Below are 19,548 nucleotides of genomic sequence, written 5' to 3'. Positions count from 1 at the left end.
TGTCACCCACCTACTTCTTAACCGGAAATGAGATTTCAACTTTTAATCCACCAAGTTCAGAGTGTTTAGCCACAATCGTTCCTTGATGTGCTTTGACTATATTTTGGCATATTGACAACCCTAATCCACTGCCACCAAAAGCTCGACTTCGTGATTTGTCTACGCGATACAATCGATCGAATAGTTTTGCTAAAGATGTATCAGGTACTCCTGGGCTACTGTCTTCAATAGTCACAACTATGCATTCATTATGCTGTATGATCTTCACCCTTACCATACCGTTTTCATCGGTGTAGCGGTAGCTGTTCTCCATTAAGTTAAAAAACAGTTGATTGAGTAACTTCCCATCAGATCGAATGATATAACTTTCGCCCTCAGACAACTCACTAACTATTTGAATATTTTTTTCTTCTAGCCTGAGTTTGTATCTCGTAACGAGTTGATTAATCGATTTTTTCAGATCTATCGTTTCTGAAAGATCTTGAGAAATGCCGGTATCAGACAGCGACAGCTGATATAGATCGTCAACCAGTCGACTCAAGTTAAGTACTTGATCATGGAGTGAGTGAACGACGTCTGGACTGGGCTGGCGAATTCCATCTTCCACCGCTTCTATTTCCGCTCTTAGTACTGTGATAGGTGTTCTCAATTCATGGGAGATATCCGATATCCATTGTTCTCGTGCCTCTTTTTGCTGCTTTAATACCAGAGCAAGCTGGTTAAATCTCTCAGATAAATCCGCAAGTTCATCGTTACCAACCACGTCTACACGGTGATTGTAGTCTCCTGATGTTAATGCCTTTGCACCATTTTGAAGAGAAGTTAAAGGCTTCAAGAATCGACTAAACAATGCTGCTGCAACAAGAAACGAACATAAGGCCGCAAAAAAACTAATCCAGTAAATACTGGCTCTTTGTTGCAAATAAAAGCTATTCGCCAACTCATCATTTATCACTGGGCTCTGTGCAACACTGAGCCATCCAACCACTTTTTTGTTTGCGATAACATCAACTCGGACTTCTTGAAGCGGCCTATTGGGGAATTGATCTGCATGAGAACGACCTTCTAAAAGCTTCCCTGAATTATCGTAAAAATTAACACGGAAACTTAAAGGCTCAACGCCATGTTGACCTTCAGGTGGTTCGAACTGAGGAGATGCTACTATACGAGGTGGAGGCGGAGGAATTTCGCCAATTTGCCGAAACAGTTCATCCCACACTTGGGGATCGTTTTGCAGCTTTTTCCATCCAGTTGTCGGAGAATAATACTTAGCCAATGACGTTGATAGCTTGCTGATTTTGGCGATTTCATTTTTATTTAGGTAATCCTGAAGCCCGTGCTTAAAGCTACGGTTGATTTGAAAAGTCATTACCGACATCACAACCGCACTCAAAAGCAATAAGGAAAAAAAGAATTTTTTAAATATCGTTATTCTTAACATTAGCTGAACTTAGGCCATTTATTAAACGGTTGTTTTTCAAGTACCATTTCACCATTCTCGGCTTTATGTATATTAATCCACGCTTGCCAATTATCACGATCAATATTCGGATAATCCAATCGATAATGACTACAACGGCTTTCTTTGCGCATCATTGAGGCTTTCAGTTTCATCTGTGCATTGGCTATCATATTTTCTGTTTCATGCGCCAAGCGAAGTTTATGTAAGTCATCTGCAAGCAACATAGGCACATGATGTTCTTGTAACTCTTCAACATACGCCAAAGCGCCTTGCATCATTCTTTCTTTTTTAATGTACAAAACAAAATTCGGTATCATAACGCCTTGAAGCACCTGAGTTACCCAAGCTGGACTATACCCTCTTTTGCGCTTTAGTGGCGCTAATATCTCGGTCTCAATTTGACTAAGCTTCGCCGGCGCAATCTTTGGTAACTTTACCTTTTTACTCGCTATAGCCGCAGCCTGTCCAGCAAATGTACCTTGTACGGCAGAACCCGCTAAAGATCCTCCAACTTGAGTGTATATACCGCCTGACATATAAGAGCCCAACGCATCTCCCGCAGCGTATAAACCAGGTATGGTACTTAAGCCCGTTTCATCGATAGGTACAAGCCCTTCTGACTTATGAATTGCCATTCCCGCAGTGGAACCACCAACCACCTCACCTTGTGCTCCTGGAGGCCCAGCATCAGGCTTACTAAAGATAGAGAGAATACCTTCTCTTTCCGGTGGCTTAGGTGGCTTACCTTGATGCATAAATTCCGGTGGAATATACGGACCGGGTATGTGGCTACTGTCGCTAGCTGCCTTGGTACCTGAGCCTGGAGGCCCCATTTCAACTGGAGGTCCTTGCGTATACGCTTGAAAGTTTAAATCTACCCCCAAATCATGATGCACTTCAGGTTCGGAGATTGAAGGTTTCTCTTCTACTTGCCCACGCCAGTTACTATAACAGTCACCTGAGTTTTTAGCAGAACCCGGGTGGCCATCATTCCACTCTTTACCCGTCACTTTAGCGCCAATTTTATATGCCATGATGGTGCCATCGTGGGTTACATCGCAAAGCGGGAAACCACTAGACTTGAACCCACCAGATCCAGTACAAAGTACAACAGTTTTTGCCCGATAGTGGTAGATTTTCTGTTCATCTAAACTAAAACCAGACGCACCTGCGATTCTGCCATTCTCTTTGGTTAAATGCGTAATCATGATTCTTTCGTGAGGCTCAATATTGCGCTCTTTTAACGGTACGCTAAACGCTTGATGATAAATCGGTGAGTCGAAAAAGCCCCACGATTTTAACTCTTGTACTCGATCATAAGAATGCTCTGCAAGTTGACGAGTGAAAACTGGGTTATTGGTGTCAATGGCCGATTCAGATACCTGTTTAACGAATTGATCCACTGTCATAGAGGCATTCGATTTATCGTAACAAAAGATACCTTTAGCAAATGGTGTAAGCCCAGATGAACCGACACGTCCTTTAGAGACCATTAATACCGATGCTCCCGCATCATAAGCTTTAATTGCAGCAAACAAAGCTGCCATCCCACCACCAATAACCAGTACATCAGCCTGCAAATCTTCCGACTTAAACAAAGAAGAATCGATTTTCGGTTTGTTTTCACTTGCCGGAATATCAAAAGACATAGCACTTAGAGCAGCGACGCCAAGTGCAGCTCCGCCAGCGACACCAAGAAATTTTCTTCGAGATATGTTGGTGTTTTCTTTCATCATTACCTCCAAGAAACCATAACAGGGATTGTTTTTTCTGACGTAAACGTGATTGCTCCAACTGGGCAATACAGCGCACACAGGTGACAGATTTGACAATCTTCGGGATAAGTAATCTCCGCCACTTTTTTATTACTGTTGAATCTAATTACGTCTGTCGGACAGCTTTTGATGCACTCTTTACACCCAATACAACCACTAATTTGATGAATAGCCATATACCACCTCTAAAATGCGAGTTTTTCAAAATGAATTTGCTTGGGTTGAACATCCATGCAACGCAAGTTTTCGTTTACCCCACTCACCATGATTTTTGAGCCACATACATAAAAGCTCCATTGGTCTTTGAGTGACGGAACAAATGATTGAGATAGGCAGGTCTCGTCAATTAACCCTCGATAAATATCCTCACCTTCCCCACCGTCCATACAAACAATGGTTTGAGAGAAGTTTTTCAACTTGGATTCAATCTGTTTTATTTCATTTTGGAAAACAAACTGATCGTAATGACGGTTACCGTACACTAACCGAATAGGTCTAGGGTCGTTATTATTTGCAAACTCCCGCAATAAAGAAAGCATTGGTCCAATCCCGCTGCCACCAGCAATCAGCGTCACCCCGATACTGTCTTCGCTTTGTTTGCTAGTTAAGCTCCCATAAGGCCCATCGACATATACTTTCTGTCCAACTTTTAGCTCTCCCAACTTAGAGGTGTAATCACCTAGGTTACGGATTATAAAAGAAACATATGGTAAATCTTTCTGAATAGTAGCAATTGAAAATGGATGATCGTTGACCACCTTTGTTGGGTCATCACTATTGAGCCATACAAATTGCCCTGCTTTAAAGTTAAAATCGCAACTTCGAGGCACTTTTAATGTCATTAGCCAATCACTGCTGCTAATTTTGCAAATATCATTGAGTACAAACGGATGAGATCTTAACTTTCTAGGCTTAACAAAATAGTTGTATGCTACAAACCCAATAGAACTAGCCGATAATCCCCACCAGAATGCATTAAAAGCAGCTTGATGTTGTCCGTAAATTCCGACTGAGGTGACATGCAAAGTAGCAAGTATGGCAATCAGTACAAAGCCGAGCATATGTGTCAATCGCCATTTTTCATAACTCATGCTTAAGCGGTCTTTGTAGATTGAAATGAGAACCCAAACGATAAGTAGTACCCATGCAATAACACCGGTTAGCATTTGCGGCGCAGTCAAAGTTTGCACAACGCTTTGCACTCCTTCATGCCAAGACATGACAAACCTAGGAGCTAAAATTAAAGCTGGATGCAAAAGAAAAACGAACCCTATCCATTTACCAACGGTTTTATGTCGATCAATGCTCCAGTTTACATTGGAAAATAGTGATATTTTTTTCACTCGACTTCCTAATGGAAATTGAACAAAAAATGCCGCCATTGCGATAAAGTTTACTATTGAAACTAGCGTGATATACCAGCCTTTGTAGTCTATATTCACCCAATATGTCGCTATATAAGGGACTAGCAAAACTAAGCAGTAACCAACCATGCGGTTAGTTAGTGACTTAAAAAATCCTTGCTTCTTTACCGCAGACGAAGGCGGTGCGAGTTGAATTGCCATACGTTACTCCACAGATACTCATTAACAGCCTCTACAATATCGAAGCATTGTGAGTGAACTATGGAGAAAGTATGGAGATTAAAACTTACTGAGCAGTATAACGACTTATGATTTGCTCGATTATACCTTCGGCTTTAAGTGCCGATACTATCTGAGACAACTGTTCTACTCTTTGTTTATCAGCAAATTGTTCAGAGGCTTGCAAATATATTTGTTGTTGGTCAAAAAATAGCGGAGGCGCAAACTCTTCTCTTGGTAGAGACATCTGTTTTAGCAGGAAATAAAAAGAATGGTCGATAGCAAGCAATGCATCTATACGACCGTACCTCAACATTTTAATTCCTTGCCGATAGTTGGTGATTTGATAGAAATCTATCTGTTCATGTTCAGGTATCTTGGTATAAAAAGTCGATGTTCTAAGCACCCCTACTTTCTTTCCTCTAAGCTCGTCTAGGCGGGTTACCCTCTTCTTTGGCATTGTAATCACCATCGACTTGAGCAAGTAAACAGGACTAATGAGAACAACTTTATTGCTTAGCTCCTTATTGGGCAAAAGAATCGACAAGTCAGCCTCGCCGCTTCGAAGCTCAAGGATAACTCTTGAAAATGGCTTTAACTTATTGGTGTATCGATAGTTAGCACGCTTGGCGATTTCGTTGGCTACATCAAAAGTAATGCCTTTTACTTGCCCACTGTCTTCAAAACCTGCAGGGACTACATCAATAGTCGAAATAGTGACAGTTTCTGCATATGTGGGTAGAACAACCCACCCAAGGACTGCGATCAGTAGTGGTAAAGCGTAGTTCATTTACTCAATTCAAAAACTCGGTATTGAATTGAGTATAGGTGCTGCGAAATTATCTACCAAAGCAGGCGTCAACTTTAACCGCGAGTTTCTTTGATATACAAATCCTTGGTGTATACGTGATCTTGAGCATTGTGCATGGGATACCCTCCTACTGATGGAGAAACCAGTCGGGTAGTCACGTACTGATAAATCAGTGCAATAGGCATATCATTAGCAAGCAGCTCTTCAGCATGGTTGTATAGCTTATCTCTCTGGCTTTCACTGGTGACTGTCATCGCTTTCGAAATAAGATCGTCGTATTGCTTGTTATGATATTGAGGATTGTTCTCGGTATTGCTTGAAGTAAGTAAATTTAGAAAAGTTGATGCTTCATTGTAGTCACCACACCAACTCGCTCGGATGACATCGAAGTCGCCTTGGTGGCGGGATTGAAGGTAGGTTTTCCATTCCTGATTTTCTAATTTTACGTTAACGCCAAGCTCTTGCTTCCACATTGCTTGCACAACAGTCGCAATACGTTTGTTTACACCCGCTGTGTTATACAGCAGTGAAAAAGTGAGTGGGTGATTTTTATCGTAGCCAGCTTGCTTTAATAACTCTCTCGCTTTTTCAATTCGCTGTTTTTGTGTCATTTTTTCCCACTCGGGAATAATTGGAGTAAATCCGGCTACAATGTCGGGTGTCAAGTTATACGCTGGCTTTTGCCCTTGGCCTAATATTTTGTCTGCGACGATTTTGCGATCTATCGCATAAGACAACGCTTTCCGAACCCTCACATCATTGAAAGGTTTCTTTTTATTATTAAAACTATAGTAATAAGTGCACAAAGACCCGGTTGTTTTTACATCTTGTGGATGGTTTTTCTTGAGTTTGGCATAATAATCCGTAGGCAGCGTATAGGTCATTTGAATATCGCCAGCCAAAAAGCGATTCATTTCCGTCACAGGGTCAGTGATTGGTAAGAACGTCACTTGATTAATGACCGTGTGCTTGTTGTTCCAATAGTATGGGTTTCGCTCCAGCACAATTCTGCCACCAATTACCCTCTTTTCTAGTTTGTAGGGACCGTCACTCACCATATGCTCAGGTTCTGTCCATTTATCGCCCCATTTTTTAATTGCAGGCTGATAAACTGGCAGCATAACACTGTCATCTAGCATCTGGACAAAGTAAGGCACTGGCGTATCTAGTTGAATTTGCAACGTATGGGCGTCAATTGCTTTTACACCCAGAGCGCTTTTGTCTTTTTTGCCTTTGATTATGTCTCCCGCATTCACTATCCTCGCCATCTTGAGATACCATGAATACGGCGAAGCTGTTTTAGGATCAACTGCTCGCTGGTAGCTGTAAACAAAGTCCTCAGCAGTAACAGGCTGGCCATTTGACCATTTAGCATCAGATCTTAGATGAAAAATATAGGTTTTATTATCTTTCGTTTGCCAGCTCGTCGCAACACCCGAGACAACATCACCATTTGCGTTTTGAGAAACCAACCCTTCAAAAAGATCATGGGTAATGTTGGATTCAGAATTACCTTCCGTTTTTTGTGGGTCGATTGTCGCCACTTCAAGCCCGTTACCGCGAACAAGATCTTGAACTTTAGCGAGGTGAGTTCCTGCTGGAACATCTGCGGCAAAAACTAAAGTGGAGGATTGAAAAAGTAATATTCCCGCTACAGAGAGGATAGCCTTAGATGCTTTATTGCATTGATGCATTTAGTGATTTCCTTTTTTGTCATTCACTTCCGTCAACATGAAGCTAACATAATGAAAACCGGGACTATAGAGAGGTATCTTAGGTTTACATATTGAAATGAGTGCATAACAAAGGCTATCCACCTCAGAAAACTAAAAGGTTCAAATTATACATTCAGCTCCAAGGTACGTATTAATATACCAATGAAGCCTTGCAGGTTTACTTTAAAACAGTCACTGGTGAACCTTCTGTACTTGCATAAACGACGACAACGACTGCTGGTTCGTCACCGATATTGCGTCCATAGTGCCATTTGTTAGTCACTTCGATTAAGGCCTCACCAGCCTTTATCTTTTTCTTTTCTCCCTGTTCAGTAGTGACTTCGAGTTCACCTTGCAATAGATAACCTGCATTGATTACAGGGTGTTTATGCATAGGTAGGCTCGCACCGGCTGGAATGGTAATTTTTAAAATTTGAATCTCTGGTTGGCCTTCACCATATTTTGGCAATGTCGCACCATCCCAACTTTGCGTTGACTTTACTAACACTTCTACCTGAGCTTTACCGTGATCGTGTACTTCATCAGCTTGAACGAAACCAACACAAGAAATAGAAAAAACTAACGTGACCAATAACTTCTTAATATCCATATAAAATACTCCCATAACAATGAGGTACCATGTTACAAAGCATCAGTAGAGACGAAAAGATACCTAATGTCTAAAATCAAAATTTTGAGGAGTGGCTCTCCTTTCAAATTTTTAAAAAAGCTTAATAAAGGAACAAATATTCTCTTCATCAGCATAAATCCTTATTTTCTCCATAGTTTCTCCACATTGGTTAAGTAAATTCCATTACTCATCTTTATAACTTTCGACTGGGAACAATATGAAAAAAACAATTCTTGCTGGTATCTTCACAACATTACTCCTATCAAGTGGCATTGCTTTCGCCGAGCAAGCAGATCATCCACGTTGCCCACCAACATTTGACCAGATGGACACAAATGGTGATGGTGTACTTGAGAAGAGTGAAGTAAAAGGTCCTCTCGCACAAGACTTCGATAAATTAGATACTAATGGTGATGGTGTGCTAGAAAAAAGCGAACTACCTACTCCACCTTCATCACAAGGCTGTAATACAGACCAGTAAACCTTTTTTGGATACTTGTGAAATATAACAAAGGCGAGGGTACGTACAGTATGTCTCTCGCCGTTAAAGATATTTCTATAACAATGTCTTCTAAACAAACATGGTCAACTTACCACTGTTTATCGAAATTTCATTATTGGTTACGATATTCTTTACCTTATCTACCAACGCTTCGTTCACTTTATTCACTAACTTACTTTGCTCGTTTTTTATCTCGTCTTTTTGCTGAAGATATTTGTTGGTCGCTGCCTTAAACTTAGCTGTATTTATTGCCGTCTGAGCGTCTATTACTCTCTGGGAGCAGTTTTTTTCATAATGCTGCTGGTTAGCGATAATTTTGCTGATTGAAGATTCATATTCCTGCTCTGCAACATCTAACTTTTTTTGCTGAACCCCAATTTTATAAACGTTGTATTCAGAGTAAAGATGTCGACCATTTAGGGCATTCTTAGCATATGAAGCACTGCTGTATGCATAGCTTGAAGATAATAAGTTAAAAGAGTTGCTATTAAATAGATTCAATGAGTTCTCTTCTGCAAATTTAACATTCACGATATTACCCAACTTGATGTCCTGAGTGGTTCCTGTTGTTAGTCGAGTATCTGATGTTTTGATATATTCGAAATGTTTATCACTCACTTCTTCGAAGTAATCACTATTAATTTCAATACTTCCATTATCTTCAGGCATTTTATTCATATTAAATCCTTTCAACTAATAATTATACAGATTCTATATGCCAACAGGGCTTATCGCGTTGATGCTCTACAATATAAATATTTCTATCATTAGCCATGATATTGCTATTCGATAAGGATACAACCGCCGTGTCATATTTGGTTTCAAAAGCTAACAATGATTGTCAATCCACTCCGGAATTCTAAGTTTTCTCAGCTAGAAGCGTGTTTTAAATAACGATGCCAATTATCAGAAATATTTTCGTACTGATGAATACAGAAATCCTTCCTATCAGCGGAATATTCTTTTTCAATTTCGTCTAACAACTCTGCGTGAGATTCAGGATCACTGCCATAAACAAGACACAAAGTAGAGAAATATCTTTGCAGATCAAAACTATGCTCATCGATGTATTCATCAAACTCATAATAATCTGGACGATCATCTGACTCGAACGCAAACATATCTGCCGCGCTTATTGCGCTATCACTACCACCATCAACATATTCAATAAGCAAAACTGTCGCAAAGTTATCAACGGCGTCCTCTTCTTTGCCTAAGATTGGAATATCTTTATCGTGAATATACGCATGGCCAGCTTCATGCAGCAACGTGTGAAGCAGTGTATCCATAGCTCCAAGTTTCGCTTCTTTGCCAAACTTATTCTTGTAGTCATTGTTTTTAAAATATTTGATAGCGTCGAGATAAAAACGATATGGAATGAAAACAACGTTCACATCGGGGTCGTACAACGGCCCTTGAGCTCCGCCATACCGGATAGTCAATGGCTTATTGAATGGAAATACCTTATCTGACAGCTCAATCAAAATCTGATTGATACCACTGACCTCTATCTCCTGCTTAGCCTCCTGTTCTTGGGCATTGACTGGCTGCGAGTATTTTATTTCGATATTGGCTGAAACAGCAAATGAGGTAAAGCACATTAGTGAAATCGCAACAAAGATGGTACGCATTTAGGATTCTCGGCAACAAACAATAGCTCTAGTGTTGGAAAAGAATCGCGAATAGACAATTTGCTATCGAAAGTGCTGGAGGCGAGCTCACAAATTGATGAACAACCAAAGAGCACACTGAATACGTTACCTACACGAGTTCAGTGTGCACCTACTACTGGCTGTCCCGATAAGCCCAAATCTCTACCTTATTTTGAGAGTCGCCCCGTAGCCAGCCTTCTCAACAGCATTAATCACGCTTCTGGCTTGTACTTCTCCTTCAACCCAAGCTTGCTTCTTGTCAAAGTTAATAATGGCGGTGGTAACACCTGGCAAACCATCAAGCGTTTTCTGAATAGTATCCGCACAGCCTTGGCAGGATACTTTTTGTAGATTAAAAGTTTGTGCTTTGTTTACCGTTTTTATGCGCATGATATTTCCCCTTGTGGATTTAAAGTGAACTTCAATACCTAAAGGTTAATCCTTACCCTTGTAGTAAGGTCAATGAGATTTTTACATTTTAATCTAACGAAAGTGATTGACCTTTCCTTTGCTGGAAGGTTTAAGGTATAGCGAATCACTAACAAATCTAGATAGGTATCAATGTGGAGTGGCTACCACAGAACTGGGGTTGGGTATTGGTTGCTATCGTATTTATCGCGATGCCTCTTTTTGGTCATGGTCTTAGCCATGGTGGGGAAAAAGATAAATAACTAATGGGAGCTACCCAAGAAATAATAACGTGCTTGCTTGGGTATCAAGGTTCAAATTACTACTATGCTGACTTAACCCAACATAGTAGTAATTTAAACAACAAAATAAAGTGTCACTTCAAGCATTCATCTTGCTCCAAAAATTGCCGCTTTACCACTATAAGTTTTTATAACGACAATTAAAACGTTTTAATTGATAGTTAACTTTGCTGGTTAAAACGTTAAAACTGAGTCAGGTTGTTCACACTCCACAGCAAGAACAACGTATTCTTTGCATCACAAAATAAGATGTGGAGTTTGAACATGCTCATATTAGAAAAATTGAAATCTGGGGTATCAGGTTTGTCGTCGATAGGCCGCGCGTTGATGCTGCCAATCTCTTTACTACCTGCCGCTGGTCTGCTACTAGCTTTCGGCGACAAACTTGGCATTGATTTAATGACTAGAGCAGGTGGCGTTATCTTCGACAACCTACCTCTCCTATTTGCAATCGGTTCAGCAGTAGGACTTGCATCGGAATCTGGAATTGCAGCGCTCTCAGCAGCCGTTTCGGTATTGATCATTAATACTACGACGAGTTCCGTGCTAGGTATTACACCTGAAATGGCAATGCAAGGCGGAAAATACGCCATGGTGCTTGGCATACCAACACTACAAATGGGCGTATTTGGCGGGCTCATCTCTGGGGTGCTTGCTGCCACCTGCTATAACAAATTCCACAAAATCCAACTCCCCGAATTTTTGGGCTTTTTCTCAGGTAAACGATTTGTCGCTATTGCTACCGCTTTCCTGTCATTTCTCCTTGGATTAGTACTGCCGCATATCTGGGGTTATGTTCAAGGTGGTATAGACAGTCTATCTGGCGTTGTTAATGGACAAAACCAAGCGCTGTCTACGTTTGTATTTGGCTTGGTTGAGCGTGCGTTAATTCCTCTTGGGCTACACCATGTCTGGTATCCTTCGTTTTGGTATTCGTTTGGCGAGTATGTCACTCCAACGGGCCAAGTTGTGCATGGTGACCAAACCATTTGGTTCAAAATGCTTGCTGACGGAGTAAAATCATTTAGTTCATCGACATACCAAAATGCTGGAAAATTCATGCAAGGCGAATATCCGCTCATGTTATTTGCTTTCCCAGCAGCATGCTTAGCTATGTATCATGAAGCGAATTCCAACGCGAAAAAGGTCGCTGCCGGTATTCTATTCTCAGCGGCTCTCACATGCTTTCTAACGGGTATTACAGAGCCAGTAGAGTTCGCATTCATTTTTGTTTCGCCTTTGCTCTATGTTTTTAATGCGATCATGGCAGGTCTGTCTTATATGAGTATGTATCTATTAGGAGCACATATCGCCAAATCATTTTCTGCCGGACTCATTGACTATATTTCCTTCGGCATACTGCCATCGTTCAATGGTTTCGATACCAATTATCTTGCGGCGGTTATCGTAGGCGTGCCTATGGCAATCATCTATTACGTCGTTTTCCGCTTTGTAATTAGAAAGTTCGATGTAAAAACACCCGGCAGAGCAGAAACAGCTGCGTCTACAGAAGACGTGAGCAATGAAGAGCTAGCAGACATTATCATGGCAGCGGTCGGTGGTAAGTCTAACATCGCCACAAACGGTGCCTGTATTACGCGTCTAAGGTTACAGGTTCACAATATGGACTTGGTCAATAAAGATGCGCTTGCTGCTACTGGTTCTAAGGGCGTTGTCTATGTTGGTAAAACAGGCATACAAGTGATATTTGGGGCAAGAGCTCAATTTATTTCCAACGCAATAGAAGAAAGAGCTGCTTCCGGGCAACCCGTAGCCATGGTCACTCAAAACGTGACCTAACTGCGCTTATCCGCTTTTACGGTGGATAAAATCTTACTTTTCGGGTCGGCTTTAACAATCTGTGGTTGCATCAACAGTGTAAAGGGCTCATGACTTGCACTGTTGATTTTTTCAATCAAATACTTTGCCGCTAAGTTTCCCATTTCTCTCGCGTTAACGTTGATGGTTGTGACCGGAACGTCACTGGTTTCAAAACAATTAAATCCTACTACGCTTATCTGCTTTTCGATATATTGTTCGTTTCCGACTTGCCTACCTGCCGCATATGCACCGTAAATAGCACTCATCGCAGTAGGCGCATTGTCACAGATTAATGCGGTAAGTTGAGGGTAGCTGGATAACAGGCGCTCGACTTGATAAGAAATTGATTCCGTTGACGCTGGTAATATCCAATCTGGCTTTAGCGTCAAACCGTGATTTTTCAGAATTTGCCCAAATCCACTCAATCTTTCTGCGCGGGATTTCGAGCCACTTTTACCACCTAAATACGCCATGGATTTGTGGCCATTTTGAATGAGGTACTCGGCGGCTAATTTCGCTCCATGGCGGTTGTCGGGATAAACACTATCAATGTTTGATTCAACCGCACATGAAGAAATATACACAATCGGTATTTCATCTTCGACATGGAATTTCTCATGAGTATGCGCAGCTTGGTCATTTGAACACACCACAATACCACCGACACCTTGCCGCGACATGTCTTGAATATACTTTCTAAAGTCATCTGGTTCATGTCCGCATTCTGCGAGATAAATCATGCGCCCATGCGTCTCAATCTCGTTGATAACACCGGATATGATTTGAGAATAATAGGAGTCTGCTATGTCATTGACGATAAGCCCAACGACTTTATTGTCCTTTGAGCGTAAGTTGGCCGCCGATCGATTGCGAATGTAGCCCAGTTCATTGATTGCCCTGTTGACTTTATCTGTCGTTGTTTGGGAAATTTTTCCATTATCGCTAAGCACCATAGACACAGTCGTTATAGAAACGCCCGCATGCCTTGCAACTTCTTTAATCGTGACCTTTTTGCTTCTCATAGTACAAATTTTCAAAGCGAATATAGGCAGGATGTTACATTAAATATAGTCATAGTATAAGGCCTAACTGTCAGCCTACTTTGACAAGTTAACCTCAATCACTCGATACATGACAGCTCTTGTCTACGCTTTACTTTCCGTTACTCTCGCTCCGTTATTTAAATATCTGCTATATAGTTATTGCATAAGCTAAACAATGTGAGATGAAAGGAATCATTAAGTGCAACTCAAAGGGCTGAGCAGGTTGATGATTACGGTTTTATTTGCACTCCTATGTTCATCATGTGTGTTTGTTCCTCATACATCAGATGAACAACAATATGCAAATGAATGCTCTATGGCTACTCGCTGGTTGACCCTCGAACCACAAGAATATGGGAGTATCTCGAACATGGGTTCTAAGGAACTTAAAAATTACCTTATCTTAAGCGGCGTTGTCGCTACCACGAGCATTATCGTTTCTGGAAGCGTTGTAGTTGTAGGGAACGCTTTGCACTGGATAGAGTTTCAAACTCGGTGCTGACTTGCGTGAATCACCATGCGAAGTTAATAGAACTTCTGAGTAGATGCCATTACAAAAGCGGGGGTGGTATGGGCATACCGTTGTTAGTTATCAACATCATGTATGCCCACTCCCCGTAATATCCTTAAAACGTTTTTTTACAGGTTAGAAGAGTTCCAGCTAATTTCATCGGGATCACCAGACATAACATAAGGACTACCTTGCAGCACATCCTTATGATGGCGACAGGCAAACCTCTCCGAACTAGCCTGCTGTAGGCCTTTAAACTGAGATTTCATTCCTGTGCGATCAGTGTATTTGATTCGTTCCGAAGGATGACTGACTTTTGCTTTTCCAAGAGGATAAGAATAAGAAGACATATTCACATAATCCCGCCTGTTCTTAGCGATTTGGTTATATAGCGAACGCATTTCTATACTATCTAAATTTAACGTTTTTCCATTTCTAAAACGCGTTCCCCACCCTTGCAATACTTTTTCCGCGAAATCTCGAGTAATTTTGCCAACACCTGATAAGCGTTGATCCTTGATATCTTTTACTTTTCCACCATTTGTCGCCCAATTTCCAACAAGCGTTGCATGTCTGCCTGGCATAAATGACGTGTAATACTCAGTAGTACTCCTTAATCTAGGCATACGTGCGGAAAATGCGCGAGAACGTTCTTGCTCAGCGAATAAACACACTATTTGCCTCACATTAGATCTTAGCCTTTTATAATCTTTAAAGTCATTCGAACCGCCAGGTACGGGATCGCAGGCAAAAATGTTTACGGCTACTCGTTCTAATCCTTTACACTCTCGCAACTTATTCGCCATTTCAAAGCAAGTAACACCGCCACGACTCCAACCTATCAAGTTGATTGCTTTAATCGGGTGTTTTTTACGATGTTCACGAATCGCTTTTACACGCTGTTTATCAGCAAATTTTAGGTCTCGTGCTAAATCTTTAACTTCAGTACTGAAATTAGTGCCTGAAAAACAACTTTTCAGTTTCTGTGCCATGCGATCTGACGTACTTTCGCTGTACAACAGATGCTCTGCTCTACGTAAATAATGGCTATCTCTATATTGAACGTCATTACCGAGGATGACATTTAGTGCATGTGAAATGTTTAATTGGACTCCCATTCCACCCAGTTTCCCTCTGGGATTACTATAGTAACCGTTTCGTGACATTTTTTGCCACTCATCTTGATTACCACTTCCTACTCCATCCACTTGAATATAATCTAAATATTCACTACCCCGTACATTATTCGCTAAGGTGGAAATCAGCTCCCCTTCCATAAAAGAAGATTTATGCACATCTTCAGAGTTTGAGCCGGTACCATTAAAAAACACAGTAAATACAGTCATAGGAAATCAACCAAGGTCTTTATAAATGAGTTAAGTGAAATTTATTTATATCTGGGTGCATTTTCATAGCATTATTTTTCAAATCCAGATAACAATGTACAAATAACCTTATGGAATATGTTTTATGAACAAAATGAATAAATAACACTGAAAGTGGAATACTGTATAAAATTGAGGCTGATAACCCATTAAAAACGTTTATGTTTTTTTAATGTGTGTTACATGTGAAGTTATCGCATCTGCTAATTACGAGAACGTAAACAGAATGAAAATGAAATGAATTTGAACTAGTAAAACAATTTAGTATTAATTATTAATACGACTATTAGATATCATAGTTATTTAAAATAATTCATACTAAAAATACGTCAGAGCGTATCTCGTTTTATTCGAATCTCAAGCAGACCTATAGATAGATAAAGGTCAACCATTCAACGCTCTTTCGCTAGGATCAAGCCTGAAAACGGCTTAATCCGGCTAACAACTAATCTAAATATTGATGCATTGGGATAGTTTCCACTGGTCGTCTATTAGAGCTTGATTCAATATACTTTATATAAAATGCTCCCATCATTAGCAGCGAGAGTGGAGCAGTCCAAATTAGTGCTATACCAAAGGTCAACATAGATAAGCCCACCATTAGTTCGATTGCCAATATAAGCACAAAACCTGCAAAGAATTTTTGACTCATTAGCTTCACTGAGGAGGTCACCGCTTGAATCGCGCCCATATCTTTATCAACCACAAGGAACACTGCACACATAATCAATACTGATAGCGTGTTATAAATAATAAGAAAAGCGATGAAAACAACAGCAAAGTCGCTTGTGAAATAGTTTTGAATGTCTGACTGGCCAAACGCCAGTGGTATCGAAGCAAACAGCGCCGTTAGAAGCATTACTACGATGTAAATCCCCGTTTGAATAAGACTAATCAAAAATACTCTCGTCCAACAACCATTGCGCTGGAAACCATCTTTCCAGCTAATCACCTCACCTCTTAGTTTGCGCAACGCCACTATGCTAGTCCCTGCTAGCGGAATAGCCATTAAAGCTGGTGAAATAAGAAATTCACGGATTATCGAAATGAGTATCGCGATAAACACAAAAAGTGTAGGCTCACCTGCATACTCGCCATTCGCTAAGCCAGCCGAACCCATAGAAAGCACCATGATTAGCTGGAAAAGAGAGTCAACAACAAGCATAACGGCGGCAAAACATATCCATGGAATAATGATCGCACGCTTAACGCCTTTCAGGTGTTGGCGAGCGATTGCAAAAACACTTCGGTTATCGTTTTCTTCAACATGAATAGTATTCATTTTATACTCCAACAGGTGACGACATATACTGTCAGTCGAATAATTGAAATAAGTTAAGGTTAAATGACCAAACGGTGTTTTTATCTTATTTTTCTGATTTAATAAAATAATTATTGAAGATCGACATCAATATTATTAGCAATTGATACAAGAGAGCTAATTTTTAAATTTATATATAAACTTAAGTATTACTATAAAGTCGTTAGAGACAAAAGGGATGTTTGTTCCCAAAGCGGCAGAGATAAAAATATTCAAGCGAGTGCTCGATGGCAACTCATTGGTTAACGCTATAACCAACATAGTATGAGACGTCTCGAACTTAAATGCCAAGTTGCTCATACACTGTCATCTTATTAGTATAAATTTAGTAACAAAAACCATTTTAAAGTCTGGAAGTGCCTTTTCAATTTTCATTACGTGTCCCTTATATTTGAGACACTATTACGTACAGCTTTGTTACTTAGCGACACCATATTTTATATAGATATCCTCTTCAAAAGGAGGAAAGGAGATATTCAGCGGCAACAATTTCTTTTCCAAATAACCTTCTTTTGAAATGACTTTGAGTGCAGCTTGATTAAATTTTCTGACATACTCTATATCGGTTGTCGCTTTTGGAAAAACTACAAAGTAATGAATTTCCATGTGCTTCCAAACATATTTAATATTGTCTACATTGAAGCGATTTGCACGAAAGTACCCTAACGCCTTGTTAACATAATAACCATCTATTCTGCCAAGATTGAGCATATTAACCAACTCACCTGTAGTATCCGTGCTGGCATGTATCTCAAATGGCGATAAGCCCTGCTCGGTCATTTTGGCTTGAACTTCCTCGAGTCTATGATACATGTTCGTTAACGGACCAAATACACCAATAGTGAAACCTTGAAGATCAACAGGACCAGTTATAGTCTTATTGTTTGATCCTGAAACAAACAACCCATATTCAGTTTGCAAAAATGGGATTGAATAGTATAGATATTTAGCTCGCTCTTCATTCCAGCCATAAGGGAAACCAGCGCCAGTGCCACCCGAGCGGACAACATGCTTCAGTCTATTATTAGGTAATAGCTCGAATACACATTGCTCCGCCATTTCATCGCAAACATCTCTGACAATCTCTATAAACGGTCCACCGATCTCTCCATTTGGCAAGCGCATTGAAAAAGGAGGAAGCTCTAGTGTCGAGAGCGTTAGTGCATAGACCGAGTTAAAAGAGCTGGTGACACATAGTGTTGCCGTCAATGCTATTTTCATAATAGAGCCTTTTAACATCATGACCTTTCCCATAATCTGTCCTCTAACTAGCATAGCTTATGTTTGAGATTGTTATAACCTAACAGTGAAATGACGCCATTGGCTGCAGAATGCGTAGAAAAAAGTCGACGATACTGAGTTATAGGCCGAGGTCTGGTATTTTTGAGAAATTAAGGGGGGAGTTGTTTTTAAAACATTAAACAAACACTATTAAAACAATATGTTTACAAACGTAAAGTCTTGTATTGAGTGCATTCTTCGCATTGACTACGAGAATAGAAAACGTTAGCATTTGCACTAATTGAACACCGTACAATAGCTTAACGAGCGATATCAAACTGGTCTCATTAAACATCACCTGTAATCAGGCAAATAACGGCTCGCAGTAGAGGACCATATTTCTAAGCGGCAGATGTTAACGAGGTAGTATGACAGATTAATGGCAGAATCAATATAAAGTAAAAAAGTCATATAAAGTCTGAGAAGCTTGTCGTGCCCATAAGGGTCATAAGCAATTGAGAGTAAAGTACTAATTACTTAACTTCGCGGTAAAATATTAGCAGTTAAAAGAATTCTAGCATGTCAGACACCGATACATTAAAGGAGTCAGCGGAAGACATTGCGCTTAATAACACCGCAGGTGTATATAAGCTTATTAAGGATAATTCAACATACTGGGTTAAAGTTTGCGGAGAAAATAAATCGAACTTCGTTCGCTATATTTCATCTCTTATCGCAAAAATGGAGTCACTTTCATTTTTGAAAACTAATGCGCTACTTAGCCCAGCAGAAAGATTTGAACATGAGAAGCTAATTATTTCTCATTTGAAAGACAAAGGTTTTCCTGTACCAAAAATCATTGATGAGAATGAAGACTACTTCATCACAATGGATGCTGGTACACCTTTTGAACAAGTCGATCCTGCGTTGGTCAATGACCAACTTATCGAGCAACTACTACTTATCTTCTCCGTATTACATGAGAACAATATCGCTCATGGACGACCAGCATTGAGAGATATTTTAGTTAATGAAAACAACGAGGTTCAGCTCATTGATTTTGAGGAAGCAACACTCAAAGCAAACTCAAAGCTGAAAGCCAGAGATGTATTCTTACTACTAATGGATCTTCACCGAATCAAATCTATCTCTCAAGAAGCAATATTAGATGCGTTGTTTATCTGGAAAGAGAGAGTGGAAGAACAAGATTGGTTAGCTTTGGTCTCTATGGGAAATAGGCTACGTAAAATTTCATTTGTCGCCAAAGTGATTCTAAAGTTTAAGCCTAGAAACAAAACTAGCATTCAAATACTAAAGGTCTTGAAAATTATAAAGATAGCACAAGAGCGTTGTACCCACAGTTGCTAGCCTAAAAAGCTCAATAGTTAGAATCGATTCAACCACT

The 19,548-nt window shown here is 40.2% G+C and carries 18 protein-coding genes; 4 read left to right on the top strand and 14 right to left on the bottom strand.

All coding sequences use genetic code 11. The features are described from left to right. Window positions 1-10: 10 nt before the first annotated feature. From ACM2FC_RS03720 to ACM2FC_RS03690, 7 genes are all read right to left on the bottom strand, one after another. A complete protein-coding gene (locus ACM2FC_RS03720; RefSeq protein ID WP_498479480.1) occupies window positions 11-1,441 on the bottom strand; it encodes an ATP-binding protein in 1,431 nt (476 codons plus the stop codon). After that, window positions 1,441-3,195: an FAD-binding protein gene (locus ACM2FC_RS03715; RefSeq protein ID WP_498479479.1), complete on the bottom strand. Its 1,755-nt coding sequence runs from the start codon at window positions 3,193-3,195 to the stop codon at window positions 1,441-1,443. Before ACM2FC_RS03715 ends, ACM2FC_RS03720 begins: the two co-directional genes overlap by 1 nt. Window positions 3,196-3,197: 2 nt before the next feature. Continuing rightward, window positions 3,198-3,413: a 4Fe-4S dicluster domain-containing protein gene (locus ACM2FC_RS03710; protein ID WP_498479478.1), complete on the bottom strand. Its 216-nt coding sequence runs from the start codon at window positions 3,411-3,413 to the stop codon at window positions 3,198-3,200. A gap of 9 nt (window positions 3,414-3,422) precedes the next feature. Continuing rightward, complete coding sequence (locus ACM2FC_RS03705) at window positions 3,423-4,802, bottom strand: ferredoxin reductase family protein (RefSeq protein WP_498479477.1); 1,380 nt, start codon at window positions 4,800-4,802, stop codon at window positions 3,423-3,425. 85 nt (window positions 4,803-4,887) lie between these two features. Continuing rightward, on the bottom strand, window positions 4,888-5,610 hold the full coding sequence (locus ACM2FC_RS03700; RefSeq protein ID WP_498479476.1) for a substrate-binding periplasmic protein: 723 nt from the start codon (window positions 5,608-5,610) through the stop codon (window positions 4,888-4,890). Window positions 5,611-5,684: 74 nt separating this feature from the next. Continuing rightward, entirely contained in the window at window positions 5,685-7,325 is a 1,641-nt protein-coding gene (locus ACM2FC_RS03695; RefSeq protein WP_498479475.1) for an ABC transporter substrate-binding protein, read from the bottom strand. A 199-nt stretch (window positions 7,326-7,524) separates the two neighbouring features. After that, window positions 7,525-7,956, bottom strand: a complete 432-nt coding sequence (locus tag ACM2FC_RS03690; RefSeq protein ID WP_498479474.1) for a cupin domain-containing protein — start codon at window positions 7,954-7,956, stop codon at window positions 7,525-7,527. Between the two features lie 238 nt (window positions 7,957-8,194). On the opposite strand from ACM2FC_RS03690, the gene ACM2FC_RS03685 reads away from it, so the two are divergent. Then, window positions 8,195-8,458, top strand: coding sequence for an EF-hand domain-containing protein (locus tag ACM2FC_RS03685; protein WP_498479473.1), 264 nt, complete (start codon window positions 8,195-8,197; stop codon window positions 8,456-8,458). Between the two features lie 90 nt (window positions 8,459-8,548). Here the strand turns inward: ACM2FC_RS03685 and ACM2FC_RS03680 are convergent, their stop codons facing one another. From ACM2FC_RS03680 to ACM2FC_RS03670, 3 genes are all read right to left on the bottom strand, one after another. Further along, window positions 8,549-9,157, bottom strand: a complete 609-nt coding sequence (locus tag ACM2FC_RS03680) for a hypothetical protein (protein WP_498479472.1) — start codon at window positions 9,155-9,157, stop codon at window positions 8,549-8,551. Window positions 9,158-9,348: 191 nt separating this feature from the next. Beyond that, a complete protein-coding gene (locus tag ACM2FC_RS03675; RefSeq protein ID WP_498479471.1) occupies window positions 9,349-10,110 on the bottom strand; it encodes a DUF4344 domain-containing metallopeptidase in 762 nt (253 codons plus the stop codon). 183 nt (window positions 10,111-10,293) lie between these two features. After that, on the bottom strand, window positions 10,294-10,521 hold the full coding sequence (locus tag ACM2FC_RS03670; protein ID WP_498479470.1) for a heavy-metal-associated domain-containing protein: 228 nt from the start codon (window positions 10,519-10,521) through the stop codon (window positions 10,294-10,296). Window positions 10,522-11,105: 584 nt separating this feature from the next. Here ACM2FC_RS03670 and ACM2FC_RS03665 point away from each other — a divergent pair. After that, window positions 11,106-12,641, top strand: coding sequence for a PTS transporter subunit EIIC (locus tag ACM2FC_RS03665; protein ID WP_498479469.1), 1,536 nt, complete (start codon window positions 11,106-11,108; stop codon window positions 12,639-12,641). Here the strand turns inward: ACM2FC_RS03665 and malI are convergent. Continuing rightward, window positions 12,638-13,684, bottom strand: coding sequence for a Mal regulon transcriptional regulator MalI (gene malI / locus ACM2FC_RS03660; RefSeq protein WP_498479468.1), 1,047 nt, complete (start codon window positions 13,682-13,684; stop codon window positions 12,638-12,640). The genes ACM2FC_RS03665 and malI overlap by 4 nt on opposite strands. A 220-nt stretch (window positions 13,685-13,904) precedes the next feature. Here malI and ACM2FC_RS03655 point away from each other — a divergent pair, with 220 nt between their 5' ends. Then, complete coding sequence (locus ACM2FC_RS03655; protein WP_498479467.1) at window positions 13,905-14,207, top strand: hypothetical protein; 303 nt, start codon at window positions 13,905-13,907, stop codon at window positions 14,205-14,207. Between the two features lie 137 nt (window positions 14,208-14,344). On the opposite strand, the gene ACM2FC_RS03650 is transcribed toward ACM2FC_RS03655, so the two are convergent. From ACM2FC_RS03650 to ACM2FC_RS03640, 3 genes are all read right to left on the bottom strand, one after another. Next, the gene (locus ACM2FC_RS03650) at window positions 14,345-15,562 is read right to left on the bottom strand and encodes a hypothetical protein (RefSeq protein WP_498479466.1); all 1,218 of its coding nucleotides are present in this window, start codon (window positions 15,560-15,562) and stop codon (window positions 14,345-14,347) included. 484 nt (window positions 15,563-16,046) lie between these two features. Then, complete coding sequence (locus tag ACM2FC_RS03645; protein WP_498479465.1) at window positions 16,047-16,883, bottom strand: hypothetical protein; 837 nt, start codon at window positions 16,881-16,883, stop codon at window positions 16,047-16,049. 456 nt (window positions 16,884-17,339) lie between these two features. Then, window positions 17,340-18,143: a substrate-binding periplasmic protein gene (locus ACM2FC_RS03640; protein ID WP_498479464.1), complete on the bottom strand. Its 804-nt coding sequence runs from the start codon at window positions 18,141-18,143 to the stop codon at window positions 17,340-17,342. 579 nt (window positions 18,144-18,722) lie between these two features. On the opposite strand from ACM2FC_RS03640, the gene ACM2FC_RS03635 reads away from it, so the two are divergent. Then, window positions 18,723-19,511: a hypothetical protein gene (locus ACM2FC_RS03635; RefSeq protein WP_498479463.1), complete on the top strand. Its 789-nt coding sequence runs from the start codon at window positions 18,723-18,725 to the stop codon at window positions 19,509-19,511. Window positions 19,512-19,548: the final 37 nt, after the last annotated feature.

The organism is Vibrio sp. A37 (genome assembly GCF_059777565.1).
This window is presented reverse-complemented; position numbering and strand designations above follow the sequence as displayed.

Bases quoted from the DNA above. Each gene is read 5' to 3' on its own strand.
- ACM2FC_RS03650 (WP_498479466.1), bottom strand. From the start codon at position 15,562: ATGACTGTATTTACTGTGTTTTTTAATGGTACCGGCTCAAACTCTGAA.
- ACM2FC_RS03720 (WP_498479480.1), bottom strand. From the start codon at position 1,441: ATGTTAAGAATAACGATATTTAAAAAATTCTTTTTTTCCTTATTGCTT.
- ACM2FC_RS03695 (WP_498479475.1), bottom strand. From the start codon at position 7,325: ATGCATCAATGCAATAAAGCATCTAAGGCTATCCTCTCTGTAGCGGGA.
- ACM2FC_RS03710 (WP_498479478.1), bottom strand. From the start codon at position 3,413: ATGGCTATTCATCAAATTAGTGGTTGTATTGGGTGTAAAGAGTGCATC.
- ACM2FC_RS03715 (WP_498479479.1), bottom strand. From the start codon at position 3,195: ATGAAAGAAAACACCAACATATCTCGAAGAAAATTTCTTGGTGTCGCT.
- ACM2FC_RS03675 (WP_498479471.1), bottom strand. From the start codon at position 10,110: ATGCGTACCATCTTTGTTGCGATTTCACTAATGTGCTTTACCTCATTT.
- malI (WP_498479468.1), bottom strand. From the start codon at position 13,684: ATGAGAAGCAAAAAGGTCACGATTAAAGAAGTTGCAAGGCATGCGGGC.
- ACM2FC_RS03690 (WP_498479474.1), bottom strand. From the start codon at position 7,956: ATGGATATTAAGAAGTTATTGGTCACGTTAGTTTTTTCTATTTCTTGT.
- ACM2FC_RS03680 (WP_498479472.1), bottom strand. From the start codon at position 9,157: ATGAATAAAATGCCTGAAGATAATGGAAGTATTGAAATTAATAGTGAT.
- ACM2FC_RS03685 (WP_498479473.1), top strand. From the start codon at position 8,195: ATGAAAAAAACAATTCTTGCTGGTATCTTCACAACATTACTCCTATCA.
- ACM2FC_RS03670 (WP_498479470.1), bottom strand. From the start codon at position 10,521: ATGCGCATAAAAACGGTAAACAAAGCACAAACTTTTAATCTACAAAAA.
- ACM2FC_RS03705 (WP_498479477.1), bottom strand. From the start codon at position 4,802: ATGGCAATTCAACTCGCACCGCCTTCGTCTGCGGTAAAGAAGCAAGGA.
- ACM2FC_RS03700 (WP_498479476.1), bottom strand. From the start codon at position 5,610: ATGAACTACGCTTTACCACTACTGATCGCAGTCCTTGGGTGGGTTGTT.
- ACM2FC_RS03640 (WP_498479464.1), bottom strand. From the start codon at position 18,143: ATGAAAATAGCATTGACGGCAACACTATGTGTCACCAGCTCTTTTAAC.
- ACM2FC_RS03665 (WP_498479469.1), top strand. From the start codon at position 11,106: ATGCTCATATTAGAAAAATTGAAATCTGGGGTATCAGGTTTGTCGTCG.
- ACM2FC_RS03645 (WP_498479465.1), bottom strand. From the start codon at position 16,883: ATGAATACTATTCATGTTGAAGAAAACGATAACCGAAGTGTTTTTGCA.
- ACM2FC_RS03635 (WP_498479463.1), top strand. From the start codon at position 18,723: ATGTCAGACACCGATACATTAAAGGAGTCAGCGGAAGACATTGCGCTT.